Annotated in this window: 12 protein-coding genes and 1 pseudogene; 12 read left to right on the forward strand and 1 reads right to left on the reverse strand. The window is 71.1% G+C overall.

Going from position 1 to position 18755, the window contains the following annotated elements; translation table 11 throughout:
- Positions 1-27: 27 nt before the first annotated feature.
- From OHT57_RS27105 to OHT57_RS27115, 3 genes and pseudogenes are all read left to right on the forward strand, one after another.
- Positions 28-249 (forward strand): DUF4244 domain-containing protein, encoded by a 222-nt coding sequence (locus OHT57_RS27105; protein WP_328749113.1) that lies wholly within the window; start codon positions 28-30, stop codon positions 247-249.
- On the forward strand, positions 236-601 hold the full coding sequence (locus tag OHT57_RS27110; protein WP_328749114.1) for a TadE family type IV pilus minor pilin: 366 nt from the start codon (positions 236-238) through the stop codon (positions 599-601). Before OHT57_RS27105 ends, OHT57_RS27110 begins: the two co-directional genes overlap by 14 nt.
- 338 nt (positions 602-939) lie before the next feature.
- A pseudogene (locus tag OHT57_RS27115) lies at positions 940-1359 on the forward strand (Rv3654c family TadE-like protein); the annotation flags it as partial.
- Positions 1360-1691: 332 nt separating this feature from the next.
- Here the strand turns inward: OHT57_RS27115 and OHT57_RS27120 are convergent.
- A complete protein-coding gene (locus OHT57_RS27120) occupies positions 1692-4262 on the reverse strand; it encodes a DEAD/DEAH box helicase (RefSeq protein ID WP_328749115.1) in 2571 nt (856 codons plus the stop codon).
- A gap of 80 nt (positions 4263-4342) precedes the next feature.
- Between OHT57_RS27120 and bldG the strand changes: the two genes are divergently transcribed.
- From bldG to OHT57_RS27165, 9 genes are all read left to right on the forward strand, one after another.
- Positions 4343-4684, forward strand: a complete 342-nt coding sequence (gene bldG / locus OHT57_RS27125; RefSeq protein WP_006132569.1) for an anti-sigma factor antagonist BldG — start codon at positions 4343-4345, stop codon at positions 4682-4684.
- A gap of 120 nt (positions 4685-4804) precedes the next feature.
- Positions 4805-5242: an ATP-binding protein gene (locus tag OHT57_RS27130; protein WP_328749116.1), complete on the forward strand. Its 438-nt coding sequence runs from the start codon at positions 4805-4807 to the stop codon at positions 5240-5242.
- 318 nt (positions 5243-5560) lie between these two features.
- Complete coding sequence (locus tag OHT57_RS27135; RefSeq protein WP_328749117.1) at positions 5561-7966, forward strand: sodium-translocating pyrophosphatase; 2406 nt, start codon at positions 5561-5563, stop codon at positions 7964-7966.
- Between the two features lie 214 nt (positions 7967-8180).
- The gene (locus tag OHT57_RS27140) at positions 8181-8780 is read left to right on the forward strand and encodes a small secreted protein (protein WP_328749118.1); all 600 of its coding nucleotides are present in this window, start codon (positions 8181-8183) and stop codon (positions 8778-8780) included.
- A 124-nt stretch (positions 8781-8904) separates the two neighbouring features.
- Positions 8905-10428 carry a class I SAM-dependent methyltransferase gene (locus tag OHT57_RS27145; RefSeq protein ID WP_328749119.1) on the forward strand — a complete coding sequence of 508 codons (1524 nt, stop codon included), beginning with the start codon at positions 8905-8907 and terminating at the stop codon, positions 10426-10428.
- A gap of 293 nt (positions 10429-10721) precedes the next feature.
- Positions 10722-10919 (forward strand): hypothetical protein, encoded by a 198-nt coding sequence (locus OHT57_RS27150; protein ID WP_328749120.1) that lies wholly within the window; start codon positions 10722-10724, stop codon positions 10917-10919.
- Positions 10920-11178: 259 nt separating this feature from the next.
- A complete protein-coding gene (gene topA, locus OHT57_RS27155; protein WP_328749121.1) occupies positions 11179-14010 on the forward strand; it encodes a type I DNA topoisomerase in 2832 nt (943 codons plus the stop codon).
- Positions 14011-14144: 134 nt separating this feature from the next.
- Positions 14145-17390, forward strand: coding sequence for a dTMP kinase (tmk, locus tag OHT57_RS27160; RefSeq protein ID WP_328749122.1), 3246 nt, complete (start codon positions 14145-14147; stop codon positions 17388-17390).
- Between the two features lie 155 nt (positions 17391-17545).
- A complete protein-coding gene (locus OHT57_RS27165; RefSeq protein ID WP_328749124.1) occupies positions 17546-18751 on the forward strand; it encodes a DNA polymerase III subunit delta' in 1206 nt (401 codons plus the stop codon).
- The last annotated feature ends 4 nt before the right edge of the window (positions 18752-18755 follow it).

Genomic DNA, 18755 nt, shown 5'->3' on the forward strand with positions numbered 1-18755 from the left:
ACGGGACTGATCCTCACGGGGGTTGAGATGTACAAGACGGTATGGGCGCGGATGCGTGCCCTGGTGTGCAGGACGATGTGCGGGGCGCGGTCGGTGCGCGAGGACGCGGGGATGGTGACCTCCGAGTACGCGATGGGGATCGTCGCGGCGGTGGCATTCGCGGTGGTGCTCTACAAGGTGGTGACGAGCGGGGCCGTCAGTGCGGAGCTCCAGGCCATCGTGAAGCGGGCGCTCGATGCGAAGGCGTGAACGGGCGTCGGACCAGGGGTTCGTGACGGCGGAGTCGGCCATGGTGCTGCCCGTGCTGGTGATGTTCGCGATGGCGCTGGTGTGGGGGCTGCTCGTGGTGGCCGCACAGATCCAGTGCGTGGACGCTGCCCGGGCAGGTGCTCGGGCGGCGGCCCGTCAGGACCCCGCCGACGCGGTCGTCCGGGTGGCCCGGGACACGGCCCCGCGCGATGCGCAGGTCACGGTCGCCCGCGAGGGTGACCAGGTCCGTGTGGTGGTCGTCGCGAAACCGCCCGCACTGCACGGCCTGCCTTTCGAAGTACGCGAGGAGGCCGTGGCGTTGGCGGAGGAGACGGTGGAGGCAGGGGGATGAGCGGCGCTGCGGCGAGGGGTGGCGCCTCGGAGCGCGGGGTGGTCCCTACGAGGCAGAGAAAAGGCGGGTCTGCCGCCGCCCGGTCTGCCGACGGTGGTCGGGCCGGTGCCCGCCGTGTGCTTGTCCGGTCTGTGGGCGGTTGCAGGGCTGGCGCCCTTGGCGTGCTCGTCCGGTCCGCCCACGGTTCTCGGGCCGGCACCCGTCACGCCTTCGTCCGGTCCCTCGGCGGCCGGCTTGCCGATGCCTGGACTGTTTTCGCCGGCTTCGCCGCTGTCTGCCTCGACAAGGCCCGACGCGCCGTTGCCCGGCTCGTCGGCGCCCACGCTGCCGCCGGCCAGGCGGACCGGGGTTCCGCCACCGTGTGGAGTGTCGGTGCCATCGCGGTGCTGTGCGTGGTGTTCGGGGGTGTGCTGGCGTTGGGGCAGGCCGTCGTCGTACGGCACCGGGCGGCCGGCGGCGCGGATCTCGCGGCGCTCGCGGCGGCGGACCACTGGTCCGACGGTCTCGGGGCGGCCTGCGCCCGGGCGGAGGGGGTGGCGAGAGCACAGGGCGTGCGGCTCGTGCGGTGCGCGGTGGTCGGCGAGATCTCGGACGTGACGGCGGTTTCCGGGAGAGGGCCGTTCACGGCGGAGGTCAGGGCACGAGCGGGACCTGCGGGGCCGGTCCCCTCGGGGGCTCCGCTTCCACGGGGCCCGGACGGAGCGTCGCCTCCTGATGATCCGGCGGTTCCGGGAGCTCCGGCACCGGCTGCGGGGTGAGATTCGGTGCCTTGCCCTTCCCACAGCGGGCGCCTGGGGAGGCTGAGCTGTGAGCGCCGTGCGGGCGTCCGGAGGAGGCTGGGCAGTCAGCCTCGTTCCGGCGCCTCGGGGAGGGCGGGGCTGTGAGCCCCGCCCGGCCCCGGGACGACCAGGCAGCCAGCCCCTTCCCGGCATCCGGGCGAGGGCCGTCCGCGGTCCCGGTTCCCTGGCACCGCGGACGGATCCGCTACGCCCTCGCCGCTGGTACTGCGGGTGGATCTGCTACGCCCTGGCCGCCGGTACTGCGGACGGATCCGCTACGCATTCGTCCCTGGCACTGCGGGTGGATCCTGCTACGCCCTCGCTCCCGGCACCCTGGGCAGCCCCGCCTCCGCACTCGCCCGCGGCACCCCGGGCACCTCTGCTTCCGCGCTCACCCTGTCGGCGGGCACCTCCGCTTCCGCACTCGCGCCCTCGTCGGGGGCTCCCCGCAGCAGCACCGTGAGCAGTCGCACTGCTCCCCGTTTATGCAGGGGGTCGTTCCCGTTGCCGCATTTGGGGGACTGGATGCAGGACGGGCAGCCGGCGTCGCACTCGCAGGAGGAGATGGCCTCGCGGGTGGCGGTGAGCCAGGCGCGGGCGGTGTGGAAGGCGCGCTCCGCGAAGCCCGCGCCGCCCGGGTGGCCGTCGTAGACGAAGACCGTAGGGAGCAGCGTGTCGGGGTGGAGCGGGACCGACACGCCGCCGATGTCCCAGCGGTCGCAGGTCGCGAAGAGGGGCAGCAGGCCGATCGAGGCGTGTTCGGCGGCGTGCAGGGCGCCGCCGAGGATCTCCGGGTTGATCCGGGCCTCGTCGAGCTGGTCCTCGGTGACCGTCCACCAGACCGCGCGGGTGCGCAGCGTACGAGGAGGGAGGTCGAGTTTCGTCTCGCCGAGCACTTCACCGGTCATCAGACGTCTGCGGAGGAAGGAGACCACCTGGTTGGTGACCTCGACGGAGCCATAGCACAGGCGGCCGTCGCCCCAGGGGATCTCGGTGTCCGTCTCGAGGACGGTGATGGAGGTCGTGTCGCGGGCGACCGTGGAGTAGGACGGGTTCGCCGCTTCGACCAGGGCGACCGAGTCCTCCAGGTCCAACGACCGCACCAGGTAGGTGCGGCCCTGGTGGAGGTGGACCGCGCCCTCGTGGACGGTGGTGTGGGCGGCGCCCGCGTCGACCGTGCCGAGGAGGCGGCCCGTGCCGGACTCGACGATCTGGATCGGCGGGCCGCCCTCTCCGCGGATGTCGGTGAGGTCGGCGGCCCGTTCCCGCCGGGTCCAGTGCCAGGCCTTGGTGCGTCGGCGCAGGAGCTTCGCGGATTCCAGCTGGGGCAGCAGGTCCTCGCACGACGGGCCGAACAGTTCCATGTCCTCGTCCGTCAAGGGCAGTTCGGCCGCGGCCGCGCACAGGTGCGGGGCGAGGACGTACGGATTGTCGGGGTCGAGGACCGTGGACTCCACGGGCTGGTCGAAGAGGGCCTCGGGGTGGTGGACGAGGAAGGTGTCCAGGGGGTCGTCGCGGGCGACCAGGACGGCCAGCGCCCCCTGGCCGGAGCGTCCGGCCCGGCCCGCCTGCTGCCACAGGGAGGCGCGGGTGCCGGGGTAGCCGCAGATCAGTACGGCGTCCAGTCCGGAGACGTCGATGCCGAGTTCCAGGGCGGTCGTGGCGGCGAGGCCCAGCAACTCTCCCGAATGGAGGGCCTGTTCCAGGGCGCGGCGCTCCTCGGGAAGGTAGCCGCCGCGGTATGCCGCCACGCGCCGGGCGAGGGAGCGGTCGACCTCGGCCAGCCGTTCCTGGGCGATCACCGAGATCAGCTCGGCGCCGCGCCTGGAGCGGACGAAGGCGACCGAACGCACGCCCTGCACGGCGAGGTCGGTCAGCAGGTCGGCCGTCTCGGCGGTGGCCGTACGGCGGACGGGCGCGCCCTTCTCGCCCTGCATCTCGGTGAGCGGGGGCTCCCAGAGAGCGAACACCAGTTCGCCGCGTGGTGAGGCGTCGTCGGCGACCTCGACCACCGGGAGGCCGGTGAGGCGGCGGGCGGCCACCGACGGCTCGGCGGCGGTCGCGGACGCGAGCAGGAAGACGGGAGAGGAGCCGTAGCGGGCGCACAGGCGGCGCAGCCGGCGCAGCACCTGGGCGACGTGGGAGCCGAAGACGCCCCGGTAGGTGTGGCACTCGTCGATGACGACGTACTTGAGTGCTTTCAGGAAGGAGGACCAGCGCGGGTGGGACGGGAGTATCCCGCGGTGGAGCATGTCCGGGTTGGTGAGGACGTAGTTGGCGTACTGGCGGACCCACTCGCGTTCCTCGAACGGCGTGTCGCCGTCGTAGACGGCAGGGCGCACCGAATTGGCCAGCGGTTGTGAAAGTTCCTTCACTGAGCGGCACTGGTCTGCCGCCAGCGCTTTCGTGGGCGCCAGGTAGAGCGTGGTGGCGCCGCGGCCGTTGGGGGCTTCCGAGCCGTCCAGGAGGGCGGAGAGGACCGGCACGAGGTAGGCCAGCGACTTGCCGGAGGCGGTGCCGGTGGCGACGACGACCGACTCGCCGTCCAGGGCGTGCTCCGCCGCGAGTGCCTGGTGGGCCCAGGGGTGCTCGATACCGCACGCCTGGACTGCCGCGATGACCTCCGAGCGGATCCGGTCGGGCCAGACGGCATGGCGGCCCTCACGCGGGGGCAAGTGCTCCGTATGAGTGATGCGTGCAGCCCGGCTCGGCCCGGCGGCGAGCCGGTCGAGGACCGTGCTCGGTGCGGGGCGGGAACCGGGGTCCGTCGTGGGTCGATCGGATCGGAGATTCTTGGCCATCGGCACCGAGTGTGTCACTGGCGTGACGGACAATGGGACCAAGGCGTCGTGCACGCCTGCCGGTAAGTGATTGAATGCCATCGCGGCTGGCGAACCGTCCCGGGGGCTCTGCCGAGGTGTCCCAAGGGGCGACCGCTCGATAGCAAGGTGCTGGAGGATCCGTGGACCTGTCCCTGTCGACCGAGACCGTCGGCGATCGCACGATCGTCAGGGTCGGTGGCGAAATCGACGTATATACCGCGCCCAAGCTGCGCGAGCAGCTGGTCGAGCTGGTGAACGACGGCAGTTTCCACCTTGTCGTCGACATGGAGGGCGTGGATTTCCTCGACTCCACCGGACTCGGCGTACTGGTCGGCGGCCTGAAGCGGGTGCGTGCCCATGAGGGCTCGCTGCGCCTGGTCTGCAACCAGGAGCGCATTCTGAAGATCTTCCGAATCACCGGCCTCACCAAGGTGTTCCCGATCCACACCTCGGTCGAGGAAGCGGTGGCGGCGACCGACTGACCGGTTTCCCGGGCCCATGCCCGGGGCGGCAGCAGGACGTCGACAGAAGTACAAGGAGGGGGCCCGGGCTTTCGGCAGCCCGGTCCCTCGACAGCACGCCCGTAGTTCCGAGGGGGACGTATGGCCACCGTTGAACTCCGTTTCAGCGCGCTGCCCGAGCATGTCAGGACCGCCCGGCTGGTGGCGGCAGCGGTGGCGCGCAGGGCCGGGGTGGACGAGGCCGTTCTCGACGAGGTCAGACTCGCTGTCGGCGAGGCCTGCACCCGTGCCGTCGGACTGCACCAGAACGGCGGCATCACCGCGCCCGTCCAGGTGCTGCTGATCGAGGAGGAGAAGCAGTTCTCCATCGAGGTCGGCGACGAAGCGCCGCGTTCGTCCCCGGGCGACCGGGCACCGGGCGCCGCGGGTGAGGAGTTCGATGCCGAGGCCGAGGAGGACGAGATGGGCCTCGCGGTCATCAGTGGCCTCGTCGACGACGTCGAGGTCACCGCAGGGGAGCACGGCGGTCAGATCCGTATGACCTGGCCGACCACATCGCCGGCCGCGGCGCTCTCCTGATTCTTTATTTTTTATTCCCATATCTGTTCGACTCGGCGTGACATGCGGAAGGGCCCCACCACTCGGTGGGGCCCTTCCGCATGTCGGCGTGGGCTCTCTGTGCCTACAGTGGTCTGGTGCGATGCTTTTCGTGAATTGATTCACGATCGGGCGGGTGGTCGACGAATGATCAGTGAATTGATCGCCAATGCCTTCGGGGCGTTACTGCTTTGAGGTTCCGTAAAGGCAGATTCCGTTTGCCGCGCCCTGTTTTGATCAGAGCGGGGTACCTACAATCCGTCCACATCTTGAGCTCAGCCCAAGCGTCAAGGAGGACGAATGGCGGGGCTTTCTACCCCTGATCAGTTTGACCACCCGACAACCCTCGCGGCTGCGGTGCTCACCGACGACAACCGGGCGTTGATCGCGGTCATCGCGGTCGTCGCCCTCGCCGCGCTCGTGGTGGCGGGTGTCCTGGTACGCCAGGTACTCGCGGCCGACGAGGGCACCGACAGCATGAAGAAGATCGCGACGGCGATCCAGGAGGGCGCGAACGCCTATCTGGCACGCCAGTTGCGCACGCTCGGCGTATTCGCCGTCGTCGTGTTCTTCCTGCTCATGCTGCTGCCCGCGGACGACTGGAATCAGCGCGCAGGCCGATCCGTGTTCTTCTTGATCGGCGCGGCGTTCTCGGCCACCACCGGCTATATCGGCATGTGGCTCGCCGTGCGCAGCAATGTGCGTGTGGCCGCGGCGGCGCGAGAAGCCACTCCGGCGGAAGGTGAGCCGGAAAAGGATCTCACCGCCGTCTCGCACAAAGCCATGAAGATCGCTTTCCGTACCGGCGGCGTGGTCGGCATGTTCACGGTGGGGCTCGGTCTGCTGGGCGCCTCCTGTGTGGTGCTGGTGTACGCGGCCGACGCGCCGAAGGTCCTGGAGGGCTTCGGTCTCGGCGCCGCGCTCATCGCGATGTTCATGAGGGTCGGCGGCGGCATCTTCACCAAGGCCGCCGACGTCGGCGCCGACCTGGTCGGCAAGGTCGAGCAGGGCATTCCGGAGGACGATCCGCGCAACGCCGCGACCATCGCCGACAACGTGGGCGACAACGTCGGCGACTGCGCGGGCATGGCGGCCGACCTCTTCGAGTCGTACGCCGTGACCCTGGTCGCCGCGCTGATCCTCGGCAAGGCGGCCTTCGGTGACTCCGGGCTCGCCTTCCCGCTGCTCGTCCCGGCGATCGGCGTACTCACCGCGATGATCGGCATCTTCGCGGTGGCACCGCGCCGCTCCGACCGCAGCGGCATGTCCGCGATCAACCGCGGGTTCTTCATCTCCGCGGTGATCTCGCTCGTACTGGTGGCGATCGCCGTCTTCGTCTACCTTCCGGGGAAGTACGCCGACCTCGACGGCGTCACCGACACGGCGATCAGCGGCAGGAGCGGCGACCCGCGGATCCTCGCGCTCGTCGCGGTGGCGATCGGCATCCTGCTCGCCGCCGTCATCCAGCAACTGACCGGCTACTTCACCGAGACGACCCGCCGTCCGGTCCAGGACATCGGCAAGTCCTCGCTCACAGGGCCCGCCACCGTCGTCCTCGCCGGAATCTCCATCGGCCTCGAATCGGCCGTCTACACCGCCCTGCTGATCGGCCTCGGCGTCTACGGGGCGTTCCTGCTCGGCGGCACCTCGATCATGCTGGCGCTGTTCGCGGTGGCGCTGGCCGGCACCGGCCTGCTCACCACGGTCGGTGTGATCGTCGCCATGGACACCTTCGGGCCGGTCTCCGACAACGCGCAGGGCATCGCCGAGATGTCCGGCGATGTCGAGGGCGCGGGCGCGCAGGTGCTCACCAACCTGGACGCCGTCGGCAACACCACCAAGGCCATCACCAAGGGCATCGCCATCGCCACCGCGGTCCTCGCGGCATCGGCGCTCTTCGGGTCGTACCGTGACGCCATCACGACCGGCGCGCAGGACGTCGGCGAGAAACTCAGCGGGAACGGCGCGCCGATGAGCCTGACGATGGACATCTCGCAGCCCAACAACCTCGTCGGCCTCATCGCGGGCGCGGCGGTCGTCTTCCTCTTCTCGGGGCTGGCGATCAACGCGGTGTCACGGTCGGCGGGGGCCGTGGTGTACGAGGTGCGGCGGCAGTTCCGCGAACATCCCGGGATCATGGACTACAGCGAGGAGCCGGAGTACGGCAAGGTCGTCGACATCTGTACCCGGGACGCCCTGCGCGAGCTCACCACGCCCGGTCTGCTCGCCGTGATGGCGCCGATCTTCATCGGGTTCACGCTCGGCGTCGGCGCGCTCGGCTCGTTCCTGGCGGGCGCGATCGGCTCGGGCACGCTGATGGCGGTGTTCCTGGCGAACTCCGGCGGGGCCTGGGACAACGCCAAGAAACTCGTCGAGGACGGTCACTACGGCGGCAAGGGCAGCGAGGCCCACGCCGCGACGGTGATCGGCGACACCGTCGGCGACCCGTTCAAGGACACCGCCGGTCCCGCGATCAACCCACTGCTGAAGGTGATGAATCTGGTGGCGCTGCTGATCGCGCCCGCAGTGATCAAGTTCAGTTACGGCGAGGACAAGAGCATCGGCGTACGGATCTTCGTCGCCGGTGTCACGTTCCTCGTGATCGCCGTCGCGGTCTACGTCTCCAAACGGCGCGGCATCGCCGTAGGTGACGAAGACAACGAGAAGAAGGCTGCCAAGTCGGTGGATCCTGCGGTGGTTTCGTAGGCCCTTCGACGAGTCCCAGCTCAAGGGGCGGGCGGGCGGCGCGTGTTCATGCGCCGCCCGCCCTCCTTGTGCGCGCCCGCCGATCGGCCGTGAGGCTTGTCTCGCCTGGTGTAAACAGCTGTAAAAGGGTCTGTACGTGGTATTCGGTGCGTGGGTGTGGTGCCGGTGCTGTGTATGGTCCGGGGGCTGAGAGCCCACGGAAGGGACCGATCCGGTGAACAAGAAGCTTGCGGCCGCACTGTCCAGCGGTGCGGTACTGGTACTGACGCTGACGGCATGCGGTGGCAGCGAGGACAACAAGGAGCTCGACGCCTGGGCCAAGAAGGTCTGCGATCTCGTGCCGGCCCAGAACAAGAAGATCACGGCGGCCTACGACGCGATCACCAAGGCGGCGGAGGACACCGAGAGCACCCCCGCGGAGCTCCAGAAGGCCGACTCCCAGGCCTTCCAGGACCTGTCCGACGGCTACAAGGCGCGCGGCACGGTCATCCAGAACGCCGGTGCGCCTCCCGGTGCCGAGGACGGCGCGAAGAAGCTCCAGGAAGCCGTCAAGCAGCTCAACGCCCTCTCGGCGTCCTACGCCGACATGAAGACTCAGGTGGACGGGCTCAACACCAAGGACCAGGCGAAGTTCGCGACCGGCCTCAAGGACGTCTCGGCCCAGATGCAGAAGGTGGAGGCGCAGCGCCAGACGGCCCTCGCCGCGCTGAAGGAGCTGGAGTCCGGCGACACCAAGCAGGCGCTGGCCGACCAGCCGGGCTGCAAGCAGGTCTCCGCCTCCACCGGGGCGTCGGCCTCGGCCACCGGCAGCTGACCGTCCGGGTGGGTACCCCGGGCCTCGTAGCTCCCGTGGGTACCCCGGGTCTCGTGGACCGAGCGGGCCCGCGAGTCGCTCCGTGGGGCGTTCCGACGGGGCGGGCGCGGGCCACAATGGGGGCGTGAGTACCTCCAGTCTGCCCGCGCTGCCCGCCGCCCCCGCCTCCGCCGGCCCCGACGCCACCGCCCGGCTGAGGGACGCCCTGCTCGGGGCTTCCTTCACCGCCGACGGGTTGCTCGAACTGCTCGGCGCTCCCGCGTACGCGGCCCTCGCGCGCAGCGAGACCGTGCCCGCGCTCCGGGCCACCCGCGGGGACACCCCGCTGGAGGTCCTCGTCCGCCTGTTCCTCCTCCAGCAACCGGTGCCGCACACGCGCGTGGAGGGCGTTCTGCCCGTCGACGCGTGTCTGGAGAGCGGGTGGCTGGTGCGCGCGGGGGACGAGGTGGCCGCGACCGTGGACGTACGGCCGTACGGCGGACCCGGCGGCGAGGACTGGTTCATCGTGTCGGACCTGGGCTGTGCCGTCGGCGGCGCGGGGGGCATCGGCAACAGTGACGAGGGTGTCGTGCTCGGCGTGGGCGGTGCCTCCACGACGCTCGCAGGCATCACCGTGCGCACACCCGTCGGTGCCGCCCTCGATCTCGGCACCGGCTCCGGGATCCAGGCTCTGCACGCGGCACAGCACGCCACGCGCGTGACGGCCACCGATCTCAACCCGCGCGCGCTGCACATCACCGCGCTCACCCTGGCGCTGTCCGGTGCCCCGGCGGCCGATCTGCGGGAGGGCTCGCTGTTCGAGCCGCTCAAGCAGGGGGAGACGTACGACCTGATCGTGTCCAACCCGCCCTTCGTGATCTCGCCCCGCGCGCGGCTGACGTACCGCGACGGCGGGATGGGCGGGGACGATCTGTGCCGCTCGGTCGTTCAGGGGGCGGGGGAGCTGCTGAACGAGGGCGGGTTCGCGCAGTTCCTCGCCAACTGGCAGCACGTCGCGGGGGAGGACTGGCAGGACAGGCTCAGGTCGTGGGTGCCGCGCGGGTGCGACGCGTGGATCGTGCAGCGCGAGGTGCAGGACGTCACGCAGTACGCCGAGCTCTGGCTCAGGGACGCCGGTGACCACCGGGGCGACCCGGCCGAGTACCAGGCGCTCTACGACGCCTGGTTGGACGAGTTCGAGGCGCGCAAGGTGAAGGCCGTGGGCTTCGGCTGGATCACCCTGCGCAGGACGGGTTCCGCCGTGCCCTCCATCACCGTGGAGGAGTGGCCGCACCCGGTCGAGCAGCCTCTCGGCGACACCGTCCGGGCGCACTTCGACCGCCTCGACTACCTGCGCGCCAACGACGACGCCGCCCTGCTGGAGGCCCACTTCACACTCGTGTCCGAGATCGTCCAGGAGCAGGTCGGGCTGCCCGGCGCCGAGGATCCGGAGCACGTGGTGCTGCGTCAGCACCGCGGGATGCGCCGGGCCACCAAGGTGGACACGGTCGGCGCGGGCTTCGCCGGCGTGTGCGACGGCTCGATGAGTGCCGGTCGCATCCTCGACGCGATCGCCCAGCTCATGGGCGAGGACCCGGTCATGCTGCGCGACCGTACGCCCGCGCAGATCCGGCTGCTGGTGGAGCAGGGGTTCCTGGAGCCGGCGTGACCTGCCGCCCCTGAGCGGCGGGCGCGGTGCCGTGGCCGTTGCCGGGTGGTGGGCGGCGGGGTGCGCTGCCGCGGGCGGGTGAGAGCAGGATCCGGGTGAGAACCCGGCGAGAATCGGACGGAATCCGTGACCGGCCCGGGGCGCGGGCCGGGCGGTCGGCCGGGAGCGGTCCGAGGGGTTCGCGGGCCGTGTCGGCCCGGCGTTCACCCGGGGTTCGCCTGGCCGCCGTCCGCGCGTGCCAGCCTCCATGGAAGGCGCACGCGCAGCCGGGAGAAAAAGGGGCACGGGGAACCATGGAGAGCGGACCGGCGGTCTTCGCGGGAGTGGTGTTCGCCCTGTTCGGAGGAGGGCTGCTGGTGTGGACCGCGGCCTGTGTACGCCATCGCGAACCCGTCGCCCACGGTGTGAGTCCCGTCGCATCCGCGACCCTCGCGACCCTCGTCGCGCTCAGCACGCTGGCCCTCGCCGTATGGTGCTTCACCCGCCTCTAGGACGCCTGGCGGGAAGCCTCCGCGAGCAGCTCGACCGGTAATTGGGAGATCGCCCTCCGGATGAGCTCGAAAAGGCCGGTGAGGACTCCGGGCGGCAGGAATGGCGGTAGTCGGGTTACCGTTCGAGTGGCCGTTGTGGGCTTTTCCCGTTTGACACGGGGGCGGGATGTACCGTCACACTCCGCAGCGTCAGCATGACCCGACCCCGGGAACAAGGCCGGGGGAGACCCCCCAGTGTCGACCGGAGAGAAGAGCGAAGTTGTCCCCGACCAGCGAGACCGCAAAGGGCGGCCGCCGACTCGTCATCGTCGAGTCCCCTGCCAAGGCGAAGACGATCAAGGGCTATCTCGGCCCCGGATACGTCGTCGAGGCGAGCGTCGGGCACATCCGCGACCTCCCCAGCGGCGCCGCCGAGGTACCCGAGCAGTACACCGGTGAGGTGCGCCGCCTCGGAGTGGACGTCGACAACGACTTCCAGCCGATCTACGTGGTCAACGCGGACAAGAAGGCCCAGGTCAAGAAGCTCAAGGACCTGCTGAAGGACTCCGACGAGCTCTTCCTCGCCACCGATGAGGACCGCGAGGGCGAGGCCATCGCGTGGCACCTCCAGGAAGTCCTCAAGCCCAAGGTCCCGGTCAAGCGGATGGTCTTCCACGAGATCACCAAGGCCGCGATCCAGGCCGCCGTCGCCAACCCGCGTGAGCTGAACCAGAAGCTGGTCGACGCCCAGGAGACCCGCCGCATCCTCGACCGTCTCTACGGCTACGAGGTTTCGCCGGTCCTGTGGAAGAAGGTCATGCCGAAGCTGTCGGCGGGCCGTGTCCAGTCCGTCGCGACCCGGCTCGTGGTGGAGCGGGAACGCGAGCGCATCGCTTTCCGTTCTGCTGAGTACTGGGACCTGACGGGGACCTTCGCGACCGGCCGCGCGGGGGACTCCTCGGACCCGTCGTCGCTGGTCGCCCGCCTCGCGGCCGTCGACGGCAGGCGCGTCGCACAGGGCCGCGACTTCGACTCCCTGGGACAGATCAAGAGCGCGAACACCCTCCACCTCGACGAGGCCAACGTCCGCGCCCTGGCCGCCGCCCTGGCGGACACCAGCTTCGCGGTCCGCTCGGTCGAGTCGAAGCCGTACCGCCGCTCGCCGTACGCCCCGTTCCGTACGACGACCCTTCAGCAGGAGGCCTCGCGCAAGCTCGGCTTCGGCGCGAAGGCGACCATGCAGGTGGCCCAGAAGCTGTACGAGAACGGCTTCATCACCTATATGCGTACGGACTCCACGACCCTGTCGGAGACGGCGATCAACGCCGCCCGCGCCCAGGTCACCCAGCTGTACGGCGCCGACTACCTGCCGTCGGCCCCGCGCACGTACGCCGGGAAGGTCAAGAACGCCCAGGAGGCGCACGAGGCGATCCGCCCCTCGGGTGATCGTTTCCGCACCCCGGCCGAGACCAGCCTGACCGGCGACCAGTTCAGGCTCTACGAGCTGATCTGGAAGCGCACGGTCGCCTCCCAGATGAAGGACGCGGTCGGCAACTCGGTCACCGTGAAGATCGCCGGCACCGCCGCCGACGGCCGGGACGTCGAGTTCAGCGCTTCCGGCAAGACGATCACCTTCCACGGCTTCCTGAAGGCGTACGTCGAGGGCGCCGACGACCCGAACGCCGAACTGGACGACCGCGAGCGCCGCCTGCCCCAGGTGAACGAGGGCGACCCGCTGTCCGCCGAGGAGATCACGGTCGACGGGCACGCCACCAAGCCCCCGGCCCGCTACACCGAGGCCAGCCTGGTCAAGGAGCTCGAAGAGCGCGAGATCGGCCGCCCGTCGACGTACGCGTCGATCATCGGCACGATCCTCGACCGCGGTTATGTCTTCAAGAAGGGCACGGCACTCGTCCCGTCCTTCCTGTCCTTCGCCGTGGTCAACCTGCTGGAGAAGCACTTCGGCCGGCTCGTCGACTACGACTTCACCGCCAGGATGGAGGACGACCTCGACCGCATCGCCCGCGGCGAGGCCAAGTCCGTGCCGTGGCTCAAGCGCTTCTACTTCGGTGAGGGCCCCGCTGCCGGCCCCGCTGCGGGCGGCGCGGCCGACGCGGGCAACGGCGATGGGGACCACCTCGGCGGCCTCAAGGAGCTCGTGACCGACCTGGGCGCCATCGACGCCCGAGAGGTGTCGTCGTTCCCCGTGGGCAACGACATCGTGCTCAGGGTCGGCCGCTACGGCCCCTACATCGAGCGCGGCGAGAAGGACTCCGAGAACCACCAGCGGGCCGACGTGCCCGAGGACCTGGCACCGGACGAGCTCTCCGTCGAGCACGCCGAGGAACTGCTCGCCAAGCCGAGCGGCGACTTCGAGCTGGGCGCCGACCCGGAGACGGGCCGCCAGATCATCGCCCGCGACGGCCGCTACGGCCCGTACGTCACAGAGGTGCTCCCCGAGGGCACCCCGAAGACCGGCAAGAACGCGGTGAAGCCGCGTACGGCCTCGCTGTTCAAGTCGATGGCCCTGGACACGGTGACCCTCGCGGACGCCCTCAAGCTGATGTCGCTGCCGCGTGTCGTCGGCGCCGACGCCGAGGGCCAGGAGATCACCGCGCAGAACGGCCGCTACGGCCCGTACCTGAAGAAGGGCACGGACTCGCGCTCGCTGCAGACCGAGGACCAGCTCTTCACGATCACCCTCCAAGAGGCGCTGGAGATCTACTCCCAGCCCAAGCAGCGCGGGCGGGCAGCCGCCAAGCCGCCGCTGAAGGAGCTGGGCGTGGACCCGGTCAGCGAGAAGCCGGTCGTGGTCAAGGACGGCCGCTTCGGGCCGTACGTCACCGACGGGGAGACCAACGCGACCCTGCGCTCCGGCGACAGTGTCGAGGACATCACCCCGGAGCGCGGCTTCGAACTGCTCGCCGAGAAGCGGGCGAAGACGCCCGCCAAGAAGACGGCGAAGAAGGCGCCCGCCAAGAAGGCCCCGGCCAAGAAGGCGACGGCCGCGAAGAAGACGACCACGGCCGCGAAGAAGACGACGGCGAAGAAGACCACCGCCACCGCGACCGCGAAGAAGGCGGCGGCTTCGAAGGCGGCGTCCGAGGACTGAGGTCCGGCGCGGTTTCTCCGTGCCGCTTGCGCAGGCTTCGCAAAACAAACGCCCCGGCATCACTTTGGTGTCGGGGCGTGCGCACGTGCGGACGCGCGCCCCGGGCTGTCGGTGGCTGCCGATAGGCTGAAAGCATGACCTCCGCGGAGCAGCCAACGGCCCCTGACCCGGCCCCCGACGACGCCCTGGTCGCGGACTCCCGCGAGCGCGCCGTCCGCGCCCTGCTGCGCAGGCCCCAGCTCAAACGCCTGTGGAGCGCCCAGCTCGTCGGCGGAGTCGGTGACACCCTCGCACTTCTGGTGCTGGTGCTGCTGGCCCTCCAGACGGCGATCGCCGAGGGCTCGTTCGGCGGCGGCTACCGAGGCCTGGCGTTCGCAGTGGCGACCGTCTTCGGTACGCGCATCCTGGCGACGCTGCTCTTCGGCGCCGTCCTGCTCGGCCCGCTGACTTCGCTCACTTCGCACGAGGGCCCGCTCGACCGCCGCTGGACCATGGTCGGTGCGGACGGATTCAGGGCCGCGCTGCTCATCGTCGCCCCGCTGTGGATCGACTGGATGCCGGACAACGCGCTGGCGATGCTCCTGGTGACCGCCTTCGTGACCGGTGTCGCCGAGCGCTTGTGGACCGTGTGCCGCGAGAGCGCGGCGCCCGCCCTGCTGCCGACTCCTCCGCCGGAGGGGGCGACGGTACGGCCGCTGCCGGACCACCTGGACGCCCTGCGCCGCCTGTCCTTGCGTACGACCTTCGTGGTGATCCCGCTGGCCGGCGTCGCGCTCGTCGCAGCCGGTCTGCTCAACAACCTGCTGGGCTCCGGCATCGACTGGTTCGGCCAGCACCAGGCGGCCCTCGCCTCGTATGTCGCGGCCGGTCTGTTCGCCGCGTCCCTGTCGTTGCTGACCTTCCTGGAGCTGCCCGACACCCGCACCCCGCGCGCGCGTTCGCCGCTGGAGGGGCTGCGCCGGCCCAAGACGGGCACTGGCGTCGACAAGGGCCGCACCGGTGCGATCCCGCTGCTGGTGCCGGCCTGCGCGGCCGTCGCCGGGGCGATCGCGGCCGCCGTGGCCGCCGCCGTGCTGCACGCCAGGGACCTGGGCGGCGGCCCGGTGACGTACGGGCTGATGGTGTCGGCGCTGACCGGCGGCGTCGTGGTCGGTGTCCGTACCGCGCCCCGGGTGCTGGTCGCGCTGTCCCGGCGCCGGCTGCTCGCGCTGGCGATCGCCTTTACCGGCATCGCCCTGCTGGCTGCCGGGCTCGTCCCGGATCTCACCACCGTGCTGTTGATCGAGGTGCTGGCAGGCGTCGGCGCCGGCGTGGCCGCCAACACCGGGCACACGCTGCTCGACCAGGAGACCGAGGAATACCGGCGGGCGCGAACCACCGAGCACCTGCACGCGGTCGTGCGGGTCAGTGTGGCGCTCGGCGCGCTGGTCGCGCCCGTGGTGGCCGCGGCGATCGGGCCGCACCGCCTGGAGAGCGGCAAGTTCGTGTTCGCGCACGGCGGCGCCGCGTTCGTCCTGATGCTGGTCGGCGCGCTGCTGCTGCCGGTCGCCGCGGTGGTGCTGGCCAAGGTCGACGACCGGTCCGGCGTACCGCTCAGGCACGACCTGCGGGACGCGCTGCTCGGCGGCGACGACCCGGTGACGGTGCCGGCCGACGGCGGCTTCTTCATTGCCCTGGAGGGCGGCGACGGGGCCGGGAAGTCCACTCAGGCCGAGGCGCTCGCCGAGTGGATCCGGGACAAGGGGCACGAGGTCGTGGTGACGCGCGAGCCGGGGGCGACCCCGGTGGGCAAGCGGCTGCGGTCGATCCTGCTGGACGTGTCGAGCGCGGGCCTGTCCCACCGCGCGGAGGCGCTGCTCTACGCGGCGGACCGCGCGGAGCACGTGGACACCGTGGTCAGGCCCGCGCTGGAGCGCGGCGCGGTCGTGGTCTCCGACCGGTACATCGACTCCTCGGTCGCGTACCAGGGCGCCGGGCGCGACCTGTCCCCGACGGAGATCGCCCGCATCAACCGCTGGGCGACGGACGGTCTGGTGCCGCATCTGACCGTCCTGCTGGACGTGTCCCCGGAGATCGCCCGCGAACGCTTCACCGAGGCGCCGGACCGGCTTGAGTCGGAGCCGGCGGAGTTCCACGCGCGTGTGCGGTCCGGGTTCCTCACCCTGGCGGCCTCCGACCCCGGCCGGTACCTGGTCGTGGACGCGGGACAGGAACCCGAGGCCGTCTCCACCGTCGTACGGCATCGGCTCGACCAGATGCTGCCGCTGTCCGAACAGGAGATACGGCAGCAGGAGGAAGCCCGGCGCAAGGCCGAGGAAGAGGCGCGCCGCAAGGCCGAGGAAGAGGCCGCGCGCAAGGCCGAGGAGGAGCGCCTGGAGCGTGAGCGCCAGGAGCAACTCGCCCGGCTGAAGGCCGAGGAGGAGGAGCGCAAGCGGCGCGAGCTGGAGGAGGCCCAGCGCCGCGAGGCCGAGCGGCAGGCGGAGGAGGCACGACTGCGTGCCGAGGAAGCGCGCAGGCGGGCTGAGGAGGAGCGGGCTCGTCTCCTCGCCGAGGAGAAGGCGCGCGCCGAGGAAGAGGCACGGCGCAAGGTCCAGGAAGAGGCCGCCCGTAAGCGGGCCGCGGAGGAGGCGCGCCTGCGTGCCGAGGCCGAGGAACGGCGGGTGGAGAAGCAGCGCAAGGCCGAGGCGGCGTTGCTGCGGGCCGAGGAGGCTCGTCGGCTCGCCGAGTCCGCGGCCGCGGCGGCGGAGGCGGGACCGAAGCAGGCAGCCACTCCGGCGGCCGGGCTGGATGCGGCGACCGTGCCCACGCCTGTCGTGACGCCGACGAACGCGTCGGGCGGGCCGGTGGACGAGACGGCTGTGCTGCCTCGCATTCGGATGAACAAGGGGGACGGTGACGGGCACGGGGGTGAGTCCGGCACTGGCTCCGCCTCCGGCTCCGGTGGCGCCGACTCCGAGGTGACGACCGAGCTTCCGCAGCCGCCCGTACCTCCGGGTGCGGCGGAAGAGACCGCGGTGCTGCGGCCCGTGCCTCCCGGCTCCGCCGATGAGACGGCCGTGCTGCCGCCTGTGCCGCCGGGCTCCGCTGACGAGACCGCGGTGCTTCCCCCCGTGCCGTCGAACGCCGCGGACGAGACGGCCGTGCTGCCTCCGGTGACCGGGGACGGGCCCGCGGATCGGGTGCCGCCGGGGTACTTCCGGGACGCCGAGCGGACGCGGGAGTTGCCGCAGGTCGACGCGGAGGGGACGCCTCGGCGCAGGGCCCGGTCGGACTGGGCCGAGGAGACGCCGCTGGACGACCTGCCGTCGCTGGCGGACGAGTTGCTCGGCCCGCACGACGACGACTATGGGGACGACCGGGGTCGGCGTCGGGGGCGGTAGCGGCCGTCTTCCGGGTGCGGGCTCGTCGTGGCGGATCGCGCAGTTCCCCGCGCCCCGTCGGTCCGCAGCCGACAACCGGCCGTCGGCTCGTTGTCAGTGGCCGCCTCCACAATGGACTGCGTAGCGCGACACATGACGAAAGGGCGGCGTGACCCATGACCGTATGGGACGACCTGGTCGGCCAGGAGAGGGTGAGCGAGCAGCTCGGGGCCGCTGCCCGGGACGCCGACGCCCTGGTCACCGCCGTCGTCACCGGCGCCCCGCCGCCCGAGGCGTCGAAGATGACCCATGCCTGGTTGTTCACGGGACCGCCCGGGGCCGGGCGGAACCAGACGGCGAGGGCCTTCGCCGCCGCACTGCAGTGCGTCAGCCCGGACCGGGCCCTCGGCGGAGTTCCCGGCTGCGGATTCTGCGACGGCTGTCACACGGCCCTGATCGGCACCCACGCCGACGTCTCGTCCGTCGCGGCGGTCGGCAGCCAGATCCTCGCCGACGACATGCGGGACACCGTGAGGAAGTCCTTCACCTCGCCGGCCAACGGCCGCTGGCAGATCATCCTTGTCGAGGACGCCGAGCGGCTGAACGAGAAATCGGCCAACGCGGTCCTCAAGGCCGTGGAGGAACCCGCCCCGCGGACGGTGTGGCTGCTGTGCGCCCCCTCCATCGAGGACGTCCTGCCGACGATCCGCTCCCGTTGCCGGCACCTGAACCTGTCCACCCCTTCCGTCGACGCCGTCGCCGACATGCTCGTGCGCCGGGAGGGCATCGAACCCGCCGCCGCGATGGTCGCCGCCCGTGCCACCCAGGGCCACGTCGACCGGGCGCGCCGTCTCGCCACCGACCCGGCCGCCCGCCAGCGCCGCGCCGCCGTGCTGAAGATGCCGCTGCGCGTCGAGGACGTCGGCGGCTGCCTCAGGGCGGCTCAGGAACTCGTCGACGCTGCGGCAGACGACGCCAAACAGCTCGCAGAGGAGAGGGACGGCAAGGAGACCGACGAGCTGAAGACGGCGATGGGCGCCACCGAGGGCGGCCGGATGCCGCGCGGCACCGCGGGCGTGATGAAGGACCTGGAGGACAAGCAGAAGCGCCGCAGGACGCGTACCCAGCGCGACAGCCTCGACCTGGCACTGACCGACCTCACCGGCTTCTACCGCGACGTCCTCGCCCTCCAGTTCGGTTCCCGCGTGGCGATCGCCAACGGCGACGCCGAGGACGCCCTGGAGCGACTCGCCCGCGGCAGCTCCCCGGAGAGCACACTCCGCCGCATCGAGGCGATCGGCGCCTGCCGTGAGGCCCTCGACCGCAATGTGGCCCCGCTGCTCGCGGTGGAGGCGATGGCGATGGCACTCAGAGAGGGCTGAGGAG

Source organism: Streptomyces sp. NBC_00285, from assembly GCF_036174265.1.
GTDB lineage: Bacteria > Actinomycetota > Actinomycetes > Streptomycetales > Streptomycetaceae > Streptomyces.